The sequence below is a fragment of the Streptomyces griseus subsp. griseus genome (assembly GCF_000720255.1).
GTDB classification, from domain to species: Bacteria; Actinomycetota; Actinomycetes; order Streptomycetales; family Streptomycetaceae; genus Streptomyces; species Streptomyces griseus_I.
On sequence record NZ_JOJE01000011.1, the window covers coordinates 273,125 to 293,968 of the forward strand.

Sequence of the window (20,844 nt, forward strand, 5' to 3'; positions counted from 1 at the left end):
ACGTGGGAGATGTGACTGGCACATGCCTCAGGCATGCTCCGCTGCGAGCCTAGGGAGCAACATGGCGTGGTCAGGGGGTAGCTGGCGAAGTTCACCCCAAGGGGTGGCCCAGAGGCGGCGGCGGTCTAGCCGGCCACGAACTGGGTCAGGATCGCCTGGACCTCGTAGATGTCGACGCCCTTGGTGAAGGTCTTCTCGATGGGGGCCGGGGTGCCGGAGAGCCAGATCTTCAGTTCGGCGTCGAGGTCGAAGTGGCCTGCTGTCTCTACCGAGAAGTGCGTGATGCTGCGGTAGGGGATGGAGTGGTACTCCACCTTCTTGCCGGTGAGGCCTTGTTTGTCGACCAGGATGAGGCGCCGGTCGGTGAAGAGGATCGTGTCGCGGATGAGCAGGTACGCGGCGTGGACCTGCTCCCCGTGACCCAGCAGGCGCTGGTAGTCCTGCTGGGCCTTGCCGGGGCTGACGGTGTGCGCGTTTCCGAACAGTGCCATGTATCGGGGGACGCGCGGAGGGGGGTGCGGGGTTGCGTACCGGCTATTCCGCGGGCTCGCCGCCGAAGCGCTCCTTGTACGCCTCCAGGTCCTCGTCCGTGAGCTTGGCGAACAGGACCGGCGGGACGGTGAAGGGGGTGCCGGCGGGGACGGAGGTGAGCGTCTTCGCCTCGTCCGCCGTGACCCAGGTGGCCGTGTCGTCGGGCAGGGAGAACGCCGCGCGCATCGCCGCAGCCGAGGACGGGATGAAGGGTTCCGAGACCACCGCGTAGAGGTGGATCAGGTTCATCGCCGTACGGAGGGTGAGGGCCGCGCCTTCCTTGTCGGTCTTGATCTCCAGCCAGGGGGCCTTCTCCTCCAGGTAGGAGTTGCCCGCGGACCACAGCGCGCGCAGGGCCGCGGCGGCCTTGCGGAACTGGAGGGCCTCCATCTGGGACTCGTACTCGGCGAGGAGCTCGGCGATCTGCTCGCCCAGCTTCGCTTCCGCCTCGCCCGGCGCGTTGCCCGCCGGGACCTCGTCACCGAAGCGCTTCTTCGAGAAGGACAGCACGCGGTTGACGAAGTTGCCGAGGGTGTCGGCGAGGTCCTTGTTGACCGTGGCCGTGAAGTGCTCCCAGGTGAAGGACGAGTCGTCCGACTCCGGGGCGTTGGCGATCAGGAAGTAGCGCCAGTAGTCGGCGGGGAGGATGTCCAGCGCCTGGTCGGTGAACACGCCCCGCTTCTGGGAGGTGGAGAACTTCCCGCCGTAGTACGTCAGCCAGTTGAACGCCTTGACGACGTCGACCTTCTTCCACGGCTCGCGCACGCCGAGCTCGGTGGCCGGGAACATCACCGTGTGGAAGGGGACGTTGTCCTTCGCCATGAACTCGGTGTAGCGGACGGAGGTGTCCGCGTCGTACCACCACGACTTCCAGTCGCGGTTCTCCGGGTCCTGGTCCGACCACTCCTTCGTCGCGCCGATGTATTCGATCGGGGCGTCGAACCAGACGTAGAAGACCTTGCCCTCGGCCGCCAGGTCGGGCCACGTGTCCGCCGGGACCGGGACGCCCCAGTCCAGGTCACGGGTGATCGCGCGGTCGTGCAGGCCCTCGGTCAGCCACTTGCGCGCGATGGAGGAGGACAGGTGCGGCCACTCGCTCTCGCGGGCCGCCACCCACTCCTCGACCTCGTGCTGGAGCTTGGACTGGAGGAGGAAGAGGTGCTTGGTCTCCCTCACTTCGAGATCCGTGCTCCCCGAGATCGCCGAGCGCGGGTTGATCAGGTCGGTCGGGTCGAGTACGCGGGTGCAGTTCTCGCACTGGTCGCCGCGGGCCTTGTCGTAGCCGCAGTGGGGGCAGGTGCCCTCGACGTAGCGGTCCGGGAGGAAGCGGCCGTCGGTGGGCGAGTAGACCTGGCGGATCGCGCGTTCTTCGATGAAGCCGTTCTCGTTGAGGCGGCGGGCGAAGTGCTGGGTGATCTCCACGTTCTGGGGGCTCGAGCTACGGCCGAAGTAGTCGAAGGCCAGCGCGAAGCCGTCGTAGACGGCCTTCTGGGCGTCGTGGGCCTGCGCGCAGAACGCGTCGACCGGGATCCCCTGCTCCTTCGCGGCCAGCTCGGCGGGGGTGCCGTGCTCGTCCGTCGCGCAGATGTAGAGCACGTCGTGGCCGCGCTGGCGGAGGTAGCGGGAGTACACGTCCGCCGGGAGCATGGACCCCACCATGTTGCCCAGGTGCTTGATCCCGTTGATGTACGGAAGGGCGCTGGTGATGAGGTGTCGAGCCATCGCGGGCTGCTCCCGGGTCGGTACGTGGGGTGACGATCGCGGCGTTTCGCGGCGTTTCGCGGTGTCTACGGTCGTCTTCGAACCTTGAAATCGTATCCGACATGGGTACGCCGCCCGCTTCTCGTTTTACGGGGTGAGAAGCGGGCGGCGTGCCCGTGCGGGGGCCCTGCCGGGGCCTTGCGGGAGTTATGGGTGTTACGGGCGCCAGGTTGCCAGGATGCCCTCGAAGATCTCGGCGTCCGTGAGTTCGCGCGGGGTTTCACCGGCGAGGAAGTGGGACGTGTTGTCCAGCTTCAGCTTGCGGAGGTAGTCGAAGGCCTTGTTCTCCGGGTCACCGAAGGCGACGAAGGAGAAGAAGATCTCCGGGTGGTTCTTCGCGGCGTCCGTGAGGGACTGGGTCGCCGGGGTCTTCGCGTCCGGGGCGCCGTCCGTCTGGAAGACGACCAGGGCGGGGGTGGTGGGGTCGGACGACTTCTCGTGCTGGGCGATGACTTCCTGGACGGCCGCGTGGTAGCTGGTACGGCCCATGCGGCCGAGGCCGTTGTGGAGGTCGTCGATCTTGTTCTCGTGCTCGGTGAGGGTGAGTTCGCCGGTGCCGTCGAGTTCCGTGGAGAAGAAGACGACGTGGACCGTGGCTTCGGGGTCGAGGTGGGCGGCGAGGGCGAGGGTCTGCTCGCCGAGGGCCTGGGCGGAGCCGTCCTTGTAGTACGGGCGCATGCTGGCGGAGCGGTCGAGCACGAGGTAGAGCTTCGCTCGGGTGCCGGTGAGGTTGTGCTTCTTGAGGGTGGTGGCGGCGGCCTTGTAGGCGGTGGTGAGGCCGGGGGCGCGGGACTTCACGTGGGTGAGGGTGGTGGCGGTGGAGGCGGGTTCGGTGCCCTCCGTTGCCGGCTCGGCCTCGGCCTCGGCCTCAGCCTTCGGCTCCTCCGGGGTCGGCTTGGCCTCGGCTTCGGCCTTCGGCTCCTCCGGGGTCGGCTCGGCCTCGGTCTCGGCCTTCGGCTCCTCCGGGGTCGGCTCGGCCTCGGTCTCGGCCTTCGGCTCCTCCGGGGTCGGCTCGGCCTCGGCTTCGCCTTCGGCCGTGTCGTTCCCACCCGCACCACCCGTGCTGGTTTCGTTGTCGGGTGCGGGTGGCTCCTCTGGGGCGTCCTCGCCGTCGGCGGCCGCAGGTGTGGTGACTTCCGCGACCGGCTCTGCCTCGGCCTTCGGCTCCTCGGCCACCGGTTCCGCCTCAGCCTTCGGCGCCTCGGCCGCAGCCTCAGCTTCCGCCTCGGCCTTCGGCTCCTCGGCCACGGCCTCAGCCTTGGCCTCCGCCTCAGCCTTGGCCTCCGCCTCAGCCTTCGGCTCCTCCGGGGTCGGCTCGGCCTCAGCCTTGGCCTTCGCCTCGGCCTTCGGCTCCTCGGCCACCGGCTCGGCCTCAGCCTTCGGCTCCTCCGCGACCGGCTCAGCCTCAGCCTCAGCCTTCGGCTCCTTGGCTGCTGGCTTCGCCTCGCGTGCGGGCTCGGGCTTTGGTTCCTGCGCCGCCGGCGTCGGCGTCTGCGTCGGTACCTTTTCCTCCTCCGTCACGCGGGTCTGCTTGGGGACCGTGACGTTGTTGAAGGCGGCGGAGACGAGTTCGTGTTCGGAACCTTCGGAACCTTCGGAACCTTCGGAGGTGCGGGGTTCGGGGACCTCGGGGGTGGTCGCCTCGGGGGCGGTGGTCGGAGGCGTCGGCTCCGGCTCCTGCGAAGGAACCTGCTCCGCACCCTCTGCTTCGGCGGTGCGCGCTTTGCGTGACCGGCCGAACGCGTTCCGCAGGAGAGTGAGAATGCCCATGTGCGCAACCCTTCGCATGAGTAGCCCGTCAATCCCTGGCCAGGACGGACACGTAAGGTTAGCGGCCCCCGATGGCGATCTTGGGGAGGGTTGGGGGCGAGGGGCCGGGTGCCCGGCCCCGTGGCCGGATTCCGCCCCCGCCTGCCCCGTCAACTTCCGTACGGATGCCTCGGGTTCACCCCTTGTTCACCGGCCTGTCCCGCTTCCGCGCAGTTGTGCCGCCTAGCGTCCGTCATGCGAGATTCAAGGGGAAGCAAGGGGAGAGCAAAGTGCGCATTCCACTGTCGATCATCAGTACGTCATCGGCCTCATCGGCCCACTCCGCCCCGCATCCCGGCGGGCGGTCCGCCCTGACCTGCCGGTTCCGGTGTGGCGATGCCTGTTTTCATGAGGTGCCCAACCCCACCGCCAATCCCTACGTCGGCGACGTCATCGCCGGTGCCCTCAGTCGTCGGAGGGTGATGCGTGCCGCCGCCGTCGTCACCGCGGCGGCAGCGGCGGGTGTGGGCGGGGTCGCGGGGGCTCAGTCCGCGGCCGCCGCCACCCGGGCCCACGAGGCCACCACGCCCGCCACCACGCCCGCCGCCAAGCTCTCCCGCCGCCCCGCCCGTGGCCTCCGCTTCAGCCCCGTCGCCCCCAACACCGCCGACGCCGTGACCGTCCCGGACGGCTACCGGCAGAACGTCGTCGTGCGGTGGGGTGAGCCCATCCTGCGGGGTGCGCCCGCGTTCGATCCGGAGAGGCAGACCGCGGCCGCCCAGGCCGGGCAGTTCGGGTACAACAACGACTTCCTCGCCCTGCTGCCCCTTCCCGGCGAGCGGCAGCGGCAGATTCTCGTCGCCAACCACGAGTACACCGACGAAGTGCTCATGTTCCGCGGCTACGACGCCGCCAATCCCACCCGGGAGCAGGTCGAGGTCGCCTGGGCCGCTCACGGACTCTCCGCCGTCGTCGTCGAAGGCGACCGGCGGACCGGGCGGCTCGTCGCCGTGCCCCGGCATCCGCTGAACCGGCGCGTCACCGCCACCACCGAGTTCCGGCTCACCGGGCCCGCCGCCGGGTCCGAGCTGCTGCGGACCTCCGCCGACCCGACCGGTACCAAGGTCCTGGGCACCCTCAACAACTGCTCCGGAGGAACCACCCCGTGGGGCACCACGCTGCACGGCGAGGAGAACTTCAACCAGTACTTCGCCAACGCGGGCCGGGCCACGGACAAGCGGTACGGCATCGGCACCGGGGCCAGCGAGCGCAAGTGGGAGCGGTTCGACAAGCGGTTCGACGTGGCCCAGGAGCCCAACGAGCCGCACCGGTTCGGGTATGTGGTGGAGTTCGATCCGTACGATCCGGCCTCCACGCCCCGCAAGCACACCGCGCTCGGGCGGTTCAAGCACGAGGGCGCGACCGTGCGGCTCACCGACGACGGGCGGCCGGTGGTGTACTCCGGCGACGACGAGCGGTTCGACTACTTCTACAAGTTCGTCGGCAGCAAGCGCGTCAAGCACGGCACCTCCCGCGCCGCGCGTGAGCACAACCTGTCGCTGCTCGACGAGGGCACGCTCTACGTCGCCCGGCTCACCGGCGACTCGCCCGCCATCGAGATCGACGGGACCGGCAAGCTCCCGGCGGACGGCGAGTTCGACGGGAGCGGTGAGTGGATCCCGCTGGCCACCGCCACCGCCGACGGTGCCGTCTCGCACGTGGACGGGATGAGCGCCGAGGAGGTGTTCGTCTTCACCCGGCTCGCCGGGGACAAGGTCGGCGCCACCAGGATGGACCGCCCCGAGGACATCGAGCCCAACCCGCACACCGGCAAGGTCTACGTCGCCCTCACCAACAACTCCAACCGCGGTGTCGGTACGAACGCCCCGGCCGACGAGGCCAATCCGCGCAACGCCAACAAGCACGGGCACGTCCTGGAGCTCACCGAGCGCCGGAACCGGGCCGACAGCCGGAAGTTCGCCTGGACGCTGTTCCTCGTCGCGGGTGACCCGGAGGACCCGGCCACCTATTTCGCGGGCTTCCCGAAGGACGACGTCAGCCCGATCTCGTGCCCGGACAACGTGGCCTTCGACCCGTACGGCAACCTGTGGATCTCCACCGACGGCAACCAGCTCGGTTCGCACGACGGGCTCTTCGGCGTCGCCACCAAGGGGCCGCGGCGTGGTGAGCTGAAGCAGTTCCTGACCATGCCGATCGGTGCGGAGACCTGCGGGCCGGTCGTCCAGGACCGGCGGGTCCTCGTCTCCGTACAGCACCCGGGCGAAATCAACGGGGCGTCCGTGGAGAAGCCCGCGAGCGCCTGGCCGGACGGGCCCGGGAAGATCGTCCGCCCGGCGGTGGTGGCCGTGTGGCGTGCGGACGGGGAGGACATCGGCGTCTGAGGGGCGTCGGAGGGACGTCGGAGGGACGTCGGAGGGACGTCTGAGGGACGTCTGAGAGGCATCGGGAGGGCTGCCGGTCCGTCCGATGCCTCGGCTCGACGGCCGGCAGCCGACCACCACACTCACCCCGGCCGGCGTCGGTCCGGCGCACCGGGCTGCGAGCCGCCCGCCGGTGCGCCGCACATCAGTGGCACTCCCGGTGCGCCGCACATCAGTGGAACTCCCGTACGACCTCGATCCGTCCCACGATGTGCGCGTTGAACTCGTCGAGCTCCTCCGCCGGCACCCACAGCTCCAGGATCGTCTCACCGCCGGCCTGGCGCACGGGGTAGCGCTCGACGAACTCGGTGTCCACCTCGAAGCGGGTGACGTAGCCGGAGCCGGAGGCGGGGACGTTCCAGTCGCGGGCGATGCGGACGGCGTAGTCCTCGTTCAGGACCGGGTAGAAGATCGGCTGCTCGGGCAGGCGCGGGGGCCAGGCCGTCCAGCCGGAGGCCTCGACCAGGGCCAGCTCCTCGGGGCCCGTGGGGCGCCACAGGGTCGTCGTCTCGCGCATGGTGAGCGACGGTATCGGCGCCGGGCGGCCGACGGCGAGGAGATTACGGCCGGGGCCCGCTGTCCACGCGCTTCAGAAAAGCCCTCAGCACCTCGTTGAAATCCTCCGGGCGCTCCAGGTTCGGCATGTGGGCCGAGCCGTCGATGACGCGCAGTTCGGAGTCGGGCAGGGCGGCGTGCATGGCCTCGGCGTCGGAGACCGGGGTGAACTCGTCGTCCGCGCCGACGACGACCAGGGCGGGGACGGTGACCCTGCTGAGCAGGCCGCGGTAGTCGGGGCGCTCGGCGCGGCCGCGCAGGGCCGCGGCGGCGCCCTCGGCGGGCGTGGCGGTCATCATGCGGTGGACGTGGGCCTTGACGGCCGGATCGGCGTAGGGGGCGACCATCTTCTCCAGGACCTCGTCGGCGTATCCGCGCATGCCCTCGCGCAGCAGCCGGTCCGCCATGGCGTTGCGGGCCGCCTTGCCCTCGGGGGTCTCCGGCGCCGGGAAGGTGTCGGCGAGGAGCAGGCCGCGGACGCGGTCGCCGAACTGCCAGTAGCAGTCCATGGCGATCTGGCCGCCCATCGACAGGCCGGCGAGCACGAAGGTCTCCACCCCCAGGTCGTCCAGGAGTGCGGCGATGTCCTGGGTGAAGTCGGAGAGGAGGGCGATGCCGGGGACGACGGGGGACGCGCCGTAGCCGCGCAGGTCGGGGGCGATCACGCGTCTCTCGCCGTGGAACGCCTCGATCTGGGGGTTCCACATCGTGTGGTCGAAGGGGTGGCCGTGGACGAGAACAAGGGGAATAAGAGAGCTATCCGCGCCCTTGTCCTCGTATGCGAGGAAGGGGGTCATGTGTCGACCCTAGAGCCGCCCAACTCCTCGGTGCAATAAGATCTTTGCCCTCGGTGCAATCAGCCGACAGCGCAGAGGGGAGCCTCGTGGACGACTACCGGCGCATCGCCGACCGCATCGCCGACGACATCGCCGTCGGCCGGCTCAGGCCCGGCCAACGGCTGCCGCCGCAGCGGGTGTTCGCACGCAGGCGCGGGATCGCGGGGTCGACGGCGGGGCGGGTGTACGGCGAACTCGTGCGGCGCGGGCTGGTCGTCGGCGAGGTCGGTCGGGGCACCTTCGTACGGGCCGCGCCCGCCGTGCCGACGGGGCGGGCGCTCATCGAGCGGGCCACGGCCCCGCCGGTCGACATGGAGCTCAACTACCCCGCCGCGCCCGGCCAGTCGGAGCTGCTCACCCCCGCCCTCGCACACCTCCTGCGCCCCGCCGCGCTCGGGGAGGCGCTGCGTCCGGCGGCCGCCGACGGCACGGCGGCCGCGCGGGAAGCGGCCGCGGGCCTCCTCTCCGCGCCCGGCTGGCATCCGGAGCCCGCGCAGCTGCTCTTCGCGGGCAACGCCCGGCAGGCGATCGCCGCGGCCCTCGCCTCGCTGGTCCGGCCGGGCGGCCGGGTCGGGGTCGAGGAGCTGACGTATCCGCTGGTCAAGCAGATCGCGGCCCGGCTGGGGATCGTCCTCGTGCCGCTGGCGAGCGACGCGGAGGGACTCTGCCCGGACGCCCTCGCCGCCGCCCACCGCACCGCGCCCCTGTCCGCCCTCTACGTCCAGCCGACGCTGCACAACCCGACCTCGCTGACGACGACCGGGGAGCGGCGGCGACAGCTCGCGCGGGCGGTGACCGAGCTGGGCCTCCCGGTCGTGGAGGACCGCATCTGGTCCTTCCTGCACACGGAGGACACCCCGCTCGCCGCCCACGCCCCCGGCCTCGTCCACGTCGTCGACGGGCTGTCGAAGCGGGTCGCGCCCGGACTCACCGTCGGCTTCCTCGTCGTACCGCCGCACCGGGCCGACGCGGTGGCGAGCGCGCTGCGGTCGGGGGGCTGGAGCGCGGGGCGGTTCGCGCTGGAGGCGGCCGTGCGGTGGATCGAGGACGGGACCGTACGGCGGCTGGTGGCGGCCAAGCGGACGGACGCGGCGCGCCGGCAGCGGATCCTCGCCCGGCACCTCGGCGCCTTCGCCGTACGGGCCGATCCGCGGGCCTACTACGCCTGGTGGGAGCTGCCGGCGCCGTGGCGTGCGGACACCTTCACCGCCGCGGCCGCCGCGCACGGCATCGCCGTCACTCCCGGCACCGCCTTCACCGTCGACCCCCGCCGCACCCCGGACGCCGTCAGGCTCGGGCTCGCGTCGGCGCCGGAGGAGGAGTTGGAGCAAGCGCTGCGGACGCTCGCCGACGTCGTGCGAGGGGCCCGTGGGGGCCTGTGAACCAGGCGACCAGAGCGACTGTCAGACCGAGGGCGACCAGCAGCCAGGAGACCGTGCGCAGGGTCGCGGTCAGGGCGTCGTAGACCGCGCCTCCGGCCGGGCGGCGCAGGTCCTCGGGCAGGTCGGCCAGGGTGAGGCTGCGGCCGATGGCGACGGCGAGGGCGAGGAACGCGCCGCCGAGGGCCGTGCCCAGCGCGGTGGCGAGGACCGCGCGTCTGCGGCGGGCGGCGACCGCGATGCCGGTGACGGCGAAGACGACGGCCGCGACGGGAAGCCAGAAACCGGCGAGGACGAGCACGTGGTACCCCTTCCGGAGCGGGGCCAGGTCCTCGTCCTCCAGCAGCGCGACCACGGTGTGCTCGACCGGGATCCGGCTCGCGAGCGGCATGTGGTCGTCGGCGAGTTGACGCTTGACCTGGAGGGTGACGGGGGCGAGGTCGACGGTGACGGACCGGGCGTCGTCGTCGCGCAGCGCGTCCATGACGGCGTCGTGCGTGGCCCGGTTGCCCGCGTCCCACACCGTCCGGAAGGCCCGCGTCTGCGTGAACGAGTGGACCGCGTCGTGCACGAACGGGGCGACCGTGCGCCGCTGTGGGGGGCCGACCTCGACCTCGCGCAGGATGCCGTCGCCGACCGTGTCCGCGACCGCGTTCCGCACGGCCGGGTCGGTGGCGAGCGGCGCCATCGTGGTGACGTACCGGCCGGTGTCCGCGAGGCCGTACGACACCCAGGCCGCCAGTGCGCCGAACGGCACGAGCAGGCACGACAGGGCGATCAGGGTGGCCGACAGAGCGGTCCTGAGGCGTCGGGACACCTTTCCAGACAAGGACCTGGAAGGCGGGGGCGCGAGCGGGGCGCGGCCACTCGGGTGTCAGGCGGGGAGAGGGGGCGTGAGAAGAGCGCGAGCGGGGCGTGAAACGGGGCGCGGACCTGGGGTTTCGGGTCTCCGGTGGAGCGATCACCCGAACGGGTGTTTCCTGGAGTTGGGGGACTTGGACCCTTACCCGAACGGGTGAGTGGAGGGATGAGGGAACGCGGGCCCCGGTCACTGAGCCGGGGCCCACGCGTGCGGCGCGGGACGAAGTGAAGCCGCGGACCTCAGTGGATGCGGTGGCCCTCGGCGTCCTCCCGCGAGTAGTAGCGGTAGAACTGGCAGACGCCCACGCCCGCCCCGATCACCGCCGCGACGGCGCAGGACCGCAGGACGCTGTAGCCGGTCTGGCTGTACAGGAAGCCGAACGCGACGCCGGTGAACACGGCCCAGGACAGCGCGTGCAGTTCGCGCCGCATCCGGGGGGCCAGGTCCCGTACGACGATGTAGAGCACCGCGAACACGGCCGCCGTCACGAAGCCGAACAGGATGTTCCAGCCGGTGATGGCGCCGCCGCCACGCCGGTTGGCGGCGGCCCAGTAGCCGTAGACCAGCCCGAGCACGACGGGTGTCGCCCAGGCCGCGGCCCGGTGCGTGCGCTCGCTGAAGAGGTCGGGTGCCCTGGTCCGGCCGGCCGTCAGCTCGGACCGGCGCACTCCTGACACGGGTGCCGCGTGAGCCATGAGAGCGCTCCTCTCTCTCGCCGCCCCTGCCTTCCAGGGCACACCCCGGGCGAACGCCAGACAAGTCGGTCGCCGTACAAATCCCGGACAAGCGCCACCGGGCCCCTTCCGAAGGCCCCGTACAGGGACGTTTGCAGGCCTGAGGCCCACCTTTGCGCCGCAGCGGTTACGGTGCTGAGGTACCTGATCGACACGATGAACCGGTGACAGGGGGGACGATGCCCGGAACCGTGCTGCTGCTCGCGGCCTCGCCGGTGGGCAAGGGGTGTCTGGTGGACGCGGCCTCCGTGCTCCCCGTCCTCGCCGCGGTCCCGCCCGCCATACTGGCCGGCACGGACACCGCGAACGTCGTGGAACTCGCCGACCCGCTGGAACCGCAGGCCGTCCTCACCCGCCTTCGCGCGGCGGCGACCGCCCCCGGCCCGCTGACCGTCTTCGTCACCGGCCAGCTCCACCTCGACCGCCGCCAGCGCTTGCCCCACCTCGCGCTGGCCCGCACCACCCCGTCCACCGTGCGCTACACGGCCTTCCCCTGGCACTGGTTCCGCGAGGAGCTGCGCCTCAGACAGCCCGGCTCCACCACCGTCTACGCCGACCTCCACGCCGACCAGGAGACCTGGGACCACCTGCGCGCCCATCCCTTGGACTGCGGCCCCGGCGTCCGCGTCCACGGCCGCCTCGCCCCGCCCCCGTCCCGGCGCAGGGTCGCGGCCCCGGCGTACATGAAGGCCGTGGCGACGATCCTGCGCAGCGGCTGGCGCCCGCCGGAGGAGCAACTGCACCAGCAGGCGTGGCTGCGGCTGACCGCGGGGGAGGGCGGCCTGGAACTCTTCGGGATGCCCGCGGCCCGCCCCCTCGGCCCGGCGGGAGGGACCCCACGACGGCCCACCACGCCGCCTCAGTCGGTCCCTCAGCCGCTCCCGCAGCCGCTCCCGCAGCCGAGAACGGCGGCCCCTGTGCCGGTGCCGGTGCCGGGCGCGGGCCTCAACGCACAGGCGGACACCGCCCCGCTCCCGGTTCAAGCCCCCGACACGGACAGCGATCCCCACGTCGACATCGCGACCGCCGTTCAGGACGGGCGGCACATGGACGCCGACGCGCTTGCCGCGCGCCATGAGCAGGACGCCGTACGCGAGCACGGGCCCGCCTCGGAGGAGGCCCTGCACTGGAGCGAGGTACGGGCCGATCTGGCGATGTTCGCGGGGGACGCGGAACGCAGTTGCCGCGCCTGGCTCAAGGTGGCCGGCGCGCGGCTGGCCGCCGGGCAGGCACCGGACACGCCTGCCGTGGAAGCGGCCGCGGACCGTGCCCACCACCAGTGGGGCCGCATCGGTGACGCGGCCAGCGCCCGTGAACTCGGCCCGGCACTGGCGGAGTTGCGCGGGCGCGTGCCGGGCCGGCACGAGGGCGCCCTGGAGAACGTACGGACGCATCTGCGCCAGTTGCAGACGCAGGGCTGACCGGAACGCGCCGTACCGAAAGGGGCGTTGCTGTCCGACCTCTCCCTTCCGCCGGGCCGCCCGGTGCATGATGGTGGATATGGCTGAGGGGGAAGGTGTGGCCGACCAAGGCATCCGCGTCCGGCTGGACGAAAGTGCGAGCAGAATCGACGTCAGCGCGCTCAAGGAATGGCTCGAGCGCGAAACGCTCCAGGAGAACGTGCGCGTCATCGAGCGGCCCCGAGGGGACGTGCCCGACGGGCACATGGGTGTCGGGATGGAGCTCTGGCTGGTGGTGGCCGGCTCGGGCACCACCGTCGTGGTGGACAGGCTGCTCGATCAGATCATCAGGGCGGTCCGGGCATGGCGGGACAACCGCCGAGAGGTGGAGAGCGGGGAACCGCCGCGGGTACGCGTCGAGCCGGTGGACCTCGACGAGAGGTAGCCAGGTGAGCCGCTTCGACTCGCGCCGAGATCACGACAACCGGGCGCTGCTCGTCGGCGTCAGCAGGTACGACCACATCAGAAGCAAGAAGAAACCTGATGGCGTGGCCGGCAACCTGCCCGGCGTCGAGCACAACGTGAACCGGCTGAAGGTGGCCCTGAGCGGTGGCGGAGTGTTCGACGACGGCGAGATCACCGTCTCTCACTCCCCCTCCCTCGACGAGTTCAGCGAGGCCCTGCGTCTCGTCGCCCAAGAGGCCAAGGGCCTGCTGCTGCTCTACTTCGCCGGACACGGCGCCGTTCCCAGCGCGGGCAACGAACTCTTCCTCCAGATGCGCAACGCACGGGTGGTCGCCGGCGGTCGGGCGGTGTTCCCCGGCGCGGCGATGTTCTCCAGCGTCCTGACCGAACTCGCGGGGAGCCACGCGAAGCAGATCGTGGTGATACTCGACTGCTGCTACGCGGGTAACGCGGCCGGGATATGGCGGGACTTCGGCGACCGGGACAAGATCCGGGTGCTGATGAGCGTGCAGGCCAACCGGCTCATCCACGGCGGTGACGGCGAGGTGCCGACTCCCTTCACCCGGGAACTCCTCCCCGTCCTCGGTCAGAGCCGGGAGGTCTTCTTCCAGGAGCTGTTCGCCGCCGTGTCGGAACGCATGAGAGTGGCGGGGTACAAGACCAGACTCGGCGATCCGCAGGAGCCGCAGGAGGCACGCGAGGGGAACACGGACGTCCTGCTGGGAGCGCGGGACGTGGCCGTGTTCCAGAACCCGCGCCCGAGGAAGAGGAACTGGCTCCGCTTCAAGAAACGCTTCGTGGCGCTTACCCGGCTCCGCCGCGACGGCGTGCGCACCACCGCCCGCCGCCGGCTCTACCGTGGACGCCCCGTGACGCGGGCCGCCGTGAGCGCCGTACTCGTCCTCGCCGCCTCCGGCCTCGGTTACGCCCTCATCAGCCACGGCGACGACGTCGACTGCGTCCCGGCCCTCGAACTGCGTGTGCTCACCGACCCCGACCTGAAGTCCACCGTCCGGGCGGCCGCCGACGCGTACATGACCTCGGAGGCGAACACCACCGGCGACGGCTGCCGTCGCAGCGGCCTGACCGTCTACGACGCGGGTGCCGCCGACGCGGTCGGTGCGCTGCGGAAGGACACCGACGCCTGGCAGGAACCGGTCGTGGAGGACGACAACCCGCAGCGGGACGTCGGTCCGCAGCCCGACGTGTGGATCCCGGCCTCGGCCGCGGACGTCACCCGGGTCGTCCGCGGCCGGGAGGGCCGCTCCTTCGCCGAACTGGAGTCGTTCGGCGGGCCCTTCGCCTACTCCCCGGTCGTGCTGGCCGTCCCCCGGGACCTGGCCGGGTCGGTGGAGGAGCGCAAGGGCCGCTCCCTCACCCGGCTGTTGGACGATCTGCACCGGCAGGACGCGAACGCCGAGGTGCGCCGCCCCGACCCGGAGTTCACGACCGCGGCCCTGCTGGCGACGCTGGGCCTGTACGGCGGCAAGGGCGACGCGGCCGGCAGCGCCGGCGCGGGTGCGGCCGAGCGGCGGCTCGCGCCCGGTGCGCCGGCCCCCACGGCCTCCGATCTGTTGTGCGCGCTGCCCGAGGACTCCCGCGCGGACCAGCGCACCGCGGTGCTCGCCCCGGAGTTCCTGCTGAAGAGCGGGGTCGCCTGCCACCGGGCGACCCGGACCCCGCGCCTGGCCGCCTACCCCTCCGACGTGCCGGGCCTGACGCCGACGTTCGTGCCGGTCCGCTGGAAGGGTGCCGATCTGGACGCCGAGGCGCGCGAGGACGCGGTGAACCGTTTCCACCGGTGGCTGACCGACGAGGACGGCGGCCTCGCGGTCTTCCGGGACGCCGGTTTCCGGTCCGCGGACGGCGATCGCCCCCTGCTCGACCCGGACCACGCAGGCACCGGCGTCCTGCGCGACCCCGGTCCGCCGGTCCCGGCCGCCGAGCGGACGGCGATGGACACGACGCTCACGCGCTACCGGGGTGCCAGCGGCCCGGGCCGGGTCCTCTACCTCCTCGACAACTCGGGCTCGATGAGCGACTACTGGGAGGGGCCGAGCGGTGGCCCCGGCATCCTGAAACAGTCGCTCGGCGGGCTCGGCGACCAGGACCAGTACGGCATGTGGACGGTGTCCGGCACGTCCGGTGCCCGCCATGGCCTCCTGCTCGGGTTCGGCAAGCACCAGCGTGTCGTCGCCGAAAGGATCCTCGACCCACGGCGGACGAAGGTGCGCGACGCCGAGGCCGACCCGCCCGCGGCGCTGCTCGCCGCGTTCACCGACATGGCGGGACGCGGCAACGACGACGACGGACCGCGGCTGATCGTCTTCCTCACCGACGACGAGGACAACACCCGGCTGACCGGCCGGAACCTCGACCAGGTGCTGGAGAAGGCCAGGGAGACGAAAGTGCCGGTGGTCATGGTGTCCCTGGAAGTCGGCGCCTGCGACCGGGGCCGCCCCGACGCCCGGATCGCCGAGGCGAGCGGCGGTCGCTGCCTGGACGCGAGCGACGACCTCGGCGCCGGCCTGCACGACGAGGTCGCCCGCGCGGGAACGGGGGAGGACTGATGGCACGGCGCATGCTGCTCGCCCTGTTGCTCCTCGCGGTCACCGCCTGCACGGGCGGCTCGGCCGGCCAGGAGGCCCCGCCGACCGCGGCCGCCGGGCCGGGGGAGATCGTGGTGGCCAGCGGCCGGGACGTGACCGGCAAGAACGGTATCCGCCAGCAGCTCATCGACGCCTGGAACCGCGAGCAGGACAAGGCGGGCACCGGCTACTACGCCCGGCTGGTCGAACTCCCCGGCTCCGCCGACGAACAGCGCAGCCAGCTGCTCGGCGCCCTCCAGTCGGGCAGCGCACGGTACGACGTGGTCAACCTGGACGTGACGTGGGTGCCGGAGTTCGCCGACGCGGGCCTGATCCGGCCGCTGGCCGACAAGGCGGTCGACGAAGACGTGATCCCATCGGTGGCGCGCACGGCCCGCTGGGACGGCAAGGTGTACGCGGTGCCGTTCAACAGCGATGTCGGGCTGCTCTACTACCGCCGCGACTACCTCGACGCGCTGGGCCGCACCGACCTCAGCGCGGGCACCACCTGGCAGGAGCTGCGGGAGCTGATCAACTCCCTGGACCGCGAGGAGCCCAAGGGTTACGAGGAGGGCTGGACGAGTCAGCTGGCGTCGTACGAGGGCCTCACGGTCAACGCGATCGAGGCGTTCGCGTCGGCCACGCCGGACTTCGCGCTCACCGACGCCGACGGTCACTACAAGGCCGACATCCAGGAGCTGACCGACGGTGTCGCCGAACTGCGCGCCCGCACCGACACGTCGTACACCCTCGACGACGCCTTCCGCTCCGATGAGGCGACCTCCCTCGGTGACTTCGCCGACGGCCGTACGGCGTTCCTGCGCCACTGGCCGTACGCCTACCGCGACCTGCACCAGACGTTCACCGAGGAGCAGCTCGGGGTGGTTCCGCTGCCCGGGCGGGCGGTGCTCGGCGGTCAGAACCTGGCGGTGACCCGGACGTCGGAGCGGTCTGCGGGCGCGGCCGACCTGATCGGGTTCCTCACCAACGCGGACAGCGAGCGCTGCCTCCTGGACGCCGGGTTCGCCGCGACCCGCACCTCGGTCTACACGGGGGACGTGCGGTGCACGAACGCCCGTGGCTCGGCCGCGACGCCGGCCGCCTCCCCGACGGGCGAGAGCGCCGACCGCATGCCGCGGGACGAGGCGGGACGCCCGAACTACGCGGCCCCCGTCCTGCTCAGGGCCCTGAAGCAGGCGGTCTCCCGCCCGCGCACCCCTCTCTACGGCGCCTTCACCCAGACCTTCACCACCGAGCTGAGCGCACTGTTCGGCGAGGCGCCGCCGACCGACGCGGAACTGGCCGGCCGCCTGGACGCCGCCCTGCGCAGGGCGCTGCCCGACTGAGCGGGCGACCGAGCGGCCGACCGAGCGGCCGACCGAGCGGCCGACCGAGCGGTCAGCGGGCCGGGGAGGTGCCGGTCACTTCCCCTGGACGTGCTGTGCGGTCGGTGCGGCCGGGGGGTCCTCGCCCGCGCCGGCCGGGCCGACGCCGGCGGCGGTGAGCAGGGCCGTCACGGCGATGACGGCCGCGGCGACGGCACGGGCCACGGGGGCCGCGCCGCTCGGGCGGAGCCGGGAGCCGACGAGGTCGGAGGGGCTTTCGTAGCGGGTGGATATGCCTTCGTGCACGGCAACCTCGCAACGACGGTGGGGGGTGGGCGGTGGAGCGGATCAGGTAATTACAGCAATGTGTTAAGCACGGTTAATCCGCCGATTAACCTAGGGGTTGCCGTAGGTCAACGGCAAGAGGGCCCATGGGAGTTGGGGAGCCGAAGCGTGGTCGAGCGAGACGGTCCCGAGGTCATCGGGCGGCGGGTTCAGCGGCTGCGCGTCGAACGCGGGCTCACCCAGCGCCAGTTGGCCGAGCCGACGTACACCCCCGCCTACGTCTCCACCCTGGAGGCGGGTCGGGTACGGCCCTCCGACGCGGCGCTCAAGCACCTCGCCGGACGACTCGGCGTCGAGTTCGAGGAGTTGGCCACCGGCCGCTCCGCCCGTCTCGTCACCGACCTTCGGCTGCGGCTCACCGAGGCGCAGCGCACCCTCGCCACCGGAGAGACCGAGGAGGCCGCCGAGCGGTACGCCGAGCTGCTCACCGAGGCGGAGACGCACAGGCTCGTCGACGAGCAGGCCACCGCGCTGCTCGGGCTCGGGGAGTGCGTGATCGAGCTGGGCGAGCTGGAGGCGGCCCGGGTGTACTTCGAGCGGGCGGAGGCCTGTCTCGCCGACGCACCCCTGCCGGTACGCGTCCCGGCCCTGCGCGGGCGGGCCGTCGCGCACTACCTCGCCGGTGAACTCCGGTACGCGGTCTACCTGCTGGAGTCCACCCTCGACGAGCTGAACCGCGGCGGGCTGCACGACCCCGACGCGCTGCTGCTGCTGTACGCCTCGGTCATCGGTCCCTACATGGACATGGGCGCCCACGCCCGCGCCGCCCAGGCCGCCGAGTTCGCCCTCGCCCTCGCGCCCCAGGTCGCCGAGCCCGCGCTGGTCGCCCGTATGCACCGCTCCGTCGCCCGTACGCTCCTCGCGGAGGGCCGGGTCGCCGAGGCCGACGCCTCGCTCGCCAAGGCAGCCGAGCTGTACCGGCAGCTCCAGATCCGTACCGAGCTGGCCAACTGCCACTGGATGCGCGGGTACGTGTACGCGCAGAACGGCGAACTCGACCGCTCCGAGAGCGAGCTGCGGGTCGCTCTCACCATGCTCTCGGCCAGGCGCGCCGTCCTCTACAGCAGTCAGGTCGCCGTCGAACTGGCCGACGTCCTGCATCGCCGCGGCAAGTCCGAGGAGGCCGCGGAACTGCTGCACGGGGTACTGAGCGACCTCAGCCCCGAGCGCGGCGCCCTGCACTCCGCCGCCGCCCACCGCCTGCTCGGCATCATCGCCGAGGACGCCCGGGACACCGAGGCCGCCGAGGAGCACTACGTCCGCGCCCTCAGCCTCCTGGAGCGCGCCGGGGCCGCCGGGGACCTCGCGGACCTGTGTCGCCTGCTCGGTGACCTGCTGCGCCGTACCGGCCGCGTGGAGGCGGCCCTGGACGCCTACCGCACCGGCCTCGGCCACCGCACGGCCCCGGGCACGACGACCCTGGGCCCGGCCCCCGCCCAGCCGCCCCTCTGACCCCGGGGCGTTTCGGCGGTACGGGCAGAGACCACTTCCCGGGGCGTTCACACCTGCTTCCGCCCCTGTCTGCGTACCTCCGCCACGCGCGCCGCGCCGATCTCGACGGCCGCCCGGGTGACGGACTCGTAGACCTCGCCGACGCCGCCGTTGGTGACGGTGATCGTGTCGTCGCCGACGCGGACCGCGGCGATGTACACGGTGAGCTCGGTGTAGTCGCCGTCCGGTGTCTCGCTGCCCAGGGTCACGCGCAGGGCCTGCCGGGCGTCGCCCACGTCCGGCAGGCCTGCCTCCTCGACCGTGCCGGACTGCACGCGGCCCCCGGCGGCCTTCGCCCGGAACTCGGCACACGTCCGCGGCAGTGTCCGCAGCCAGGCCAGTGTGCGGTCCACCTCCGCGGGGGCCTGGGTGATGACCTGGTAATGCAGCTGGGCCTGGTACCAGTCGTCGTCGAGACCGGAGACCGCCAGGATCCGCTCGGTCGGCCCGAACAGTTCCTCGGCGTACAGCGCGTCCAGCAGCCGCCCGCAGTCGGGGACGTCCGCCGACGCCTTGAGCAGCCCGTCCCGCCAGGTCGCCGCGCCCTGGGTGGGAGTCCAGGGCTCCCCCAGATCGCCCGCCGTGACCAGCGCGGCCTGCGCCTGCGCGGCGGTGAGCGCGGGCGCGCCCGCGGGCGAGGGCGAGGCGGCGGAGGGCCGCCCGGCGCGGGGGGAGGCCGCGGCCGCCGCGCCGGACCCGTCGGCGGAACACGCGGTCACGGTCAGCAGAGCGGTGAGCGCGAGCGCCGAGGACATGACGACGGCACGGGCCGGGGGACACGACATCCGGGAGCCTCCTGGGGAAAGGGCAACCGCCAAGATCGGTTGGCCCTTCCACGGCACCACCGCCTCCGGCAACCGACCAGCGCGGCGGTCCGTCCGGGTGAGGCACCTGAGCCCGGGTGGGGAAACCGGCGCCGAAAACCCGTCGCGCCCTCCCCGCCCCCTTGCTACGGTCACCCGCATGCAGCGTGCCTGTCCTCCCTCCCAGTCTCCGTACCCGTCCCTCACGACGACGCCGGACCCTGTCCCGGCGCGCTGACACCTGATCCAGTCCGAAGCCCCGGGGCGAGTGCCCCGGGGCTTCGTCGTCCCTCCGGCCCTTCGCCCCTTCAGTGAAGGAGCCTGCCATGCGGGACCACCGCCGACTCGGCCGTGAACTCGAACTGTTCGACACCGACCCCCTGATGGGCGCGGGCCTGCCGTACTGGCTGCCCGACGGAGCCGTCGTACGGCACACCCTGGAGGAGTACGTACGGGACGCCGAACGCGCCGCCGGGTACCGGCACGTGTACTCGCCGGTCCTCGGCAAGCGCGAGCTGTACGAGACCTCGGGGCACTGGGACCACTACAGCGACGACATGTTCCCGCCCATGGAGCTGGGAGCGGAACAGGTCGTGCTCAGGCCCAGCCTCTGCCCCCACCACGCCCTCATCTACCGCTCCCGCTCCCACAGCTACCGCGAACTGCCACTGAGGCTGGCCGAGCTGGGCGGCATGTACCGCTCGGAGCTGTCCGGTGTCCTCGGCGGTCTGACCCGCGTACGGTCCATCCAGCTCAACGACGCCCACATCTTCTGCACCCTCGACCAGGCCGTCGACGAGGCCCGCGCCGCCCTGGAACTGATCGGTCGCGCCTACGCCGACCTCGGCATCCGCGCGTCCCGCCACCGCCTCTCGCTGCCGGGCGAGGGCGGCAAGTACGTCGCCGACCCCGCTCTGTGGAGCCGGGCCACCGCACTGCTCAGGGAGGTCCTGGACGGCTCCGGCATCGCCTACGAGGAGGCCGAGGGGGAGGCCGCCTTCTACGGCCCGAAGATCGACGTGCAGATCGAGGACCGGGCCGGCCGCGAGGCCACCCTGTCCACCGTCCAGATCGACTTCCACCAGCCCGAACGCTTCGACCTGCACTACATCGGCGCCGACGGCGCCAAACACCGGCCCGTCATGGTGCACCGCAGCGTCATCGGCAGCGTGGAGCGCGCGGTCGCCCACCTCATCGAGGAGCACGGCGGCGCCTTCCCGGTCTGGCTCGCCCCCGAGCAGCTGGCCGTGCTGCCGGTGGCTCAGGCGCAGGTGGAGCGGGCGGAGGAGGTGGTCCGACGGGCCGTCGAACACGGCCTGCGGGCACGCCTCCACGGCCCTGAGGACGGCACCCTGGGCGCCCGCGTCCGGGCCGCCCGGCTGGTGCCGTACCAGGCGGTGATCGGGGAGCGGGAGGCCGACGGCGACCTGGTGGCCGTACGGCTGCGGGACGGGCGGCGGATCGGGGCGCTGTCCGGCGCGGAGCTGGTGCGGCGGATCGGGGAGCGGGTCCGGGCGCGCGGTACCGGCCTGTGGGAATCCGCTTGATCCGCGTAGGGTCCGTAACGGACCGACGCTTC

Annotated in this window: 16 protein-coding genes and 1 pseudogene; 8 read left to right on the forward strand and 9 right to left on the reverse strand. The window is 72.2% G+C overall.

What is annotated here, in order from left to right; genetic code table 11:
• Nucleotides 1-125: 125 nt before the first annotated feature.
• The 3 genes from IG99_RS17660 to IG99_RS17670 form a co-directional block, all read right to left on the reverse strand.
• Complete coding sequence (locus tag IG99_RS17660) at nucleotides 126-491, reverse strand: PH domain-containing protein (RefSeq protein ID WP_037675019.1); 366 nt, start codon at nucleotides 489-491, stop codon at nucleotides 126-128.
• A 43-nt stretch (nucleotides 492-534) separates the two neighbouring features.
• Nucleotides 535-2,253, reverse strand: a complete 1,719-nt coding sequence (gene metG / locus IG99_RS17665) for a methionine--tRNA ligase (RefSeq protein ID WP_037675021.1) — start codon at nucleotides 2,251-2,253, stop codon at nucleotides 535-537.
• Between the two features lie 195 nt (nucleotides 2,254-2,448).
• A complete protein-coding gene (locus tag IG99_RS17670) occupies nucleotides 2,449-4,062 on the reverse strand; it encodes a VWA domain-containing protein (RefSeq protein WP_037675022.1) in 1,614 nt (537 codons plus the stop codon).
• 269 nt (nucleotides 4,063-4,331) lie between these two features.
• Here IG99_RS17670 and IG99_RS17675 point away from each other — a divergent pair, with 269 nt between their 5' ends.
• Nucleotides 4,332-6,443: a PhoX family protein gene (locus IG99_RS17675; protein WP_037675024.1), complete on the forward strand. Its 2,112-nt coding sequence runs from the start codon at nucleotides 4,332-4,334 to the stop codon at nucleotides 6,441-6,443.
• 211 nt (nucleotides 6,444-6,654) lie between these two features.
• On the opposite strand, the gene IG99_RS17680 is transcribed toward IG99_RS17675, so the two are convergent.
• Together IG99_RS17680 and IG99_RS17685 are read right to left on the reverse strand one after the other, a co-directional pair.
• Nucleotides 6,655-6,999 carry a hypothetical protein gene (locus tag IG99_RS17680; RefSeq protein WP_037675025.1) on the reverse strand — a complete coding sequence of 115 codons (345 nt, stop codon included), beginning with the start codon at nucleotides 6,997-6,999 and terminating at the stop codon, nucleotides 6,655-6,657.
• A 43-nt stretch (nucleotides 7,000-7,042) separates the two neighbouring features.
• Complete coding sequence (locus IG99_RS17685) at nucleotides 7,043-7,834, reverse strand: alpha/beta fold hydrolase (RefSeq protein ID WP_037675028.1); 792 nt, start codon at nucleotides 7,832-7,834, stop codon at nucleotides 7,043-7,045.
• An 86-nt stretch (nucleotides 7,835-7,920) separates the two neighbouring features.
• Between IG99_RS17685 and IG99_RS17690 the strand changes: the two genes are divergently transcribed.
• Nucleotides 7,921-9,255: an aminotransferase-like domain-containing protein gene (locus tag IG99_RS17690; protein ID WP_037675029.1), complete on the forward strand. Its 1,335-nt coding sequence runs from the start codon at nucleotides 7,921-7,923 to the stop codon at nucleotides 9,253-9,255.
• Here IG99_RS17690 and IG99_RS17695 read toward each other — a convergent pair.
• Together IG99_RS17695 and IG99_RS17700 are read right to left on the reverse strand one after the other, a co-directional pair.
• The gene (locus tag IG99_RS17695) at nucleotides 9,161-10,069 is read right to left on the reverse strand and encodes a hypothetical protein (RefSeq protein ID WP_037675030.1); all 909 of its coding nucleotides are present in this window, start codon (nucleotides 10,067-10,069) and stop codon (nucleotides 9,161-9,163) included. The two genes, IG99_RS17690 and IG99_RS17695, sit on opposite strands and share 95 nt — an antisense overlap.
• 284 nt (nucleotides 10,070-10,353) lie before the next feature.
• Nucleotides 10,354-10,809 (reverse strand): hypothetical protein, encoded by a 456-nt coding sequence (locus IG99_RS17700; RefSeq protein ID WP_037675032.1) that lies wholly within the window; start codon nucleotides 10,807-10,809, stop codon nucleotides 10,354-10,356.
• A gap of 218 nt (nucleotides 10,810-11,027) precedes the next feature.
• Here IG99_RS17700 and IG99_RS17705 point away from each other — a divergent pair, with 218 nt between their 5' ends.
• The 4 genes from IG99_RS17705 to IG99_RS17720 all read left to right on the forward strand — a co-directional run bounded on the left by IG99_RS17705 (nucleotide 11,028) and on the right by IG99_RS17720 (nucleotide 16,647).
• Complete coding sequence (locus IG99_RS17705) at nucleotides 11,028-12,269, forward strand: hypothetical protein (RefSeq protein ID WP_037675033.1); 1,242 nt, start codon at nucleotides 11,028-11,030, stop codon at nucleotides 12,267-12,269.
• A 79-nt stretch (nucleotides 12,270-12,348) separates the two neighbouring features.
• The gene (locus IG99_RS17710) at nucleotides 12,349-12,693 is read left to right on the forward strand and encodes an effector-associated constant component EACC1 (protein ID WP_037675036.1); all 345 of its coding nucleotides are present in this window, start codon (nucleotides 12,349-12,351) and stop codon (nucleotides 12,691-12,693) included.
• A 4-nt stretch (nucleotides 12,694-12,697) separates the two neighbouring features.
• Nucleotides 12,698-15,283, forward strand: a complete 2,586-nt coding sequence (locus tag IG99_RS17715) for a VWA domain-containing protein (protein ID WP_037675038.1) — start codon at nucleotides 12,698-12,700, stop codon at nucleotides 15,281-15,283.
• A complete protein-coding gene (locus tag IG99_RS17720; protein WP_037675041.1) occupies nucleotides 15,283-16,647 on the forward strand; it encodes an extracellular solute-binding protein in 1,365 nt (454 codons plus the stop codon). The genes IG99_RS17715 and IG99_RS17720 overlap by 1 nt, the downstream gene beginning before the upstream one ends.
• A 75-nt stretch (nucleotides 16,648-16,722) precedes the next feature.
• Here the strand turns inward: IG99_RS17720 and IG99_RS17725 are convergent, their stop codons facing one another.
• On the reverse strand, nucleotides 16,723-16,932 hold the full coding sequence (locus tag IG99_RS17725; protein WP_037675043.1) for a hypothetical protein: 210 nt from the start codon (nucleotides 16,930-16,932) through the stop codon (nucleotides 16,723-16,725).
• A gap of 147 nt (nucleotides 16,933-17,079) precedes the next feature.
• Here IG99_RS17725 and IG99_RS17730 point away from each other — a divergent pair, with 147 nt between their 5' ends.
• A complete protein-coding gene (locus IG99_RS17730; RefSeq protein ID WP_037675046.1) occupies nucleotides 17,080-18,423 on the forward strand; it encodes a helix-turn-helix domain-containing protein in 1,344 nt (447 codons plus the stop codon).
• Nucleotides 18,424-18,470: 47 nt separating this feature from the next.
• Here IG99_RS17730 and IG99_RS17735 read toward each other — a convergent pair whose 3' ends face one another.
• A complete protein-coding gene (locus IG99_RS17735; protein WP_037675048.1) occupies nucleotides 18,471-19,247 on the reverse strand; it encodes a hypothetical protein in 777 nt (258 codons plus the stop codon).
• Nucleotides 19,248-19,522: 275 nt separating this feature from the next.
• Here IG99_RS17735 and thrS point away from each other — a divergent pair.
• Nucleotides 19,523-20,812, forward strand: a pseudogene (gene thrS / locus IG99_RS17740) (threonine--tRNA ligase); the annotation flags it as partial.
• Nucleotides 20,813-20,844: the final 32 nt, after the last annotated feature.

Excerpts from the sequence above, each read along its gene's own strand:
- metG (WP_037675021.1), bottom strand. The coding sequence starts at position 2,253 with ATGGCTCGACACCTCATCACCAGCGCCCTTCCGTACATCAACGGGATC.
- IG99_RS17670 (WP_037675022.1), bottom strand. The coding sequence starts at position 4,062 with ATGGGCATTCTCACTCTCCTGCGGAACGCGTTCGGCCGGTCACGCAAA.
- IG99_RS17660 (WP_037675019.1), bottom strand. The coding sequence starts at position 491 with ATGGCACTGTTCGGAAACGCGCACACCGTCAGCCCCGGCAAGGCCCAG.
- IG99_RS17685 (WP_037675028.1), bottom strand. The coding sequence starts at position 7,834 with ATGACCCCCTTCCTCGCATACGAGGACAAGGGCGCGGATAGCTCTCTT.
- IG99_RS17705 (WP_037675033.1), top strand. The coding sequence starts at position 11,028 with ATGCCCGGAACCGTGCTGCTGCTCGCGGCCTCGCCGGTGGGCAAGGGG.
- IG99_RS17700 (WP_037675032.1), bottom strand. The coding sequence starts at position 10,809 with ATGGCTCACGCGGCACCCGTGTCAGGAGTGCGCCGGTCCGAGCTGACG.
- IG99_RS17720 (WP_037675041.1), top strand. The coding sequence starts at position 15,283 with ATGGCACGGCGCATGCTGCTCGCCCTGTTGCTCCTCGCGGTCACCGCC.
- IG99_RS17680 (WP_037675025.1), bottom strand. The coding sequence starts at position 6,999 with ATGCGCGAGACGACGACCCTGTGGCGCCCCACGGGCCCCGAGGAGCTG.
- IG99_RS17735 (WP_037675048.1), bottom strand. The coding sequence starts at position 19,247 with ATGTCGTGTCCCCCGGCCCGTGCCGTCGTCATGTCCTCGGCGCTCGCG.
- IG99_RS17710 (WP_037675036.1), top strand. The coding sequence starts at position 12,349 with ATGGCTGAGGGGGAAGGTGTGGCCGACCAAGGCATCCGCGTCCGGCTG.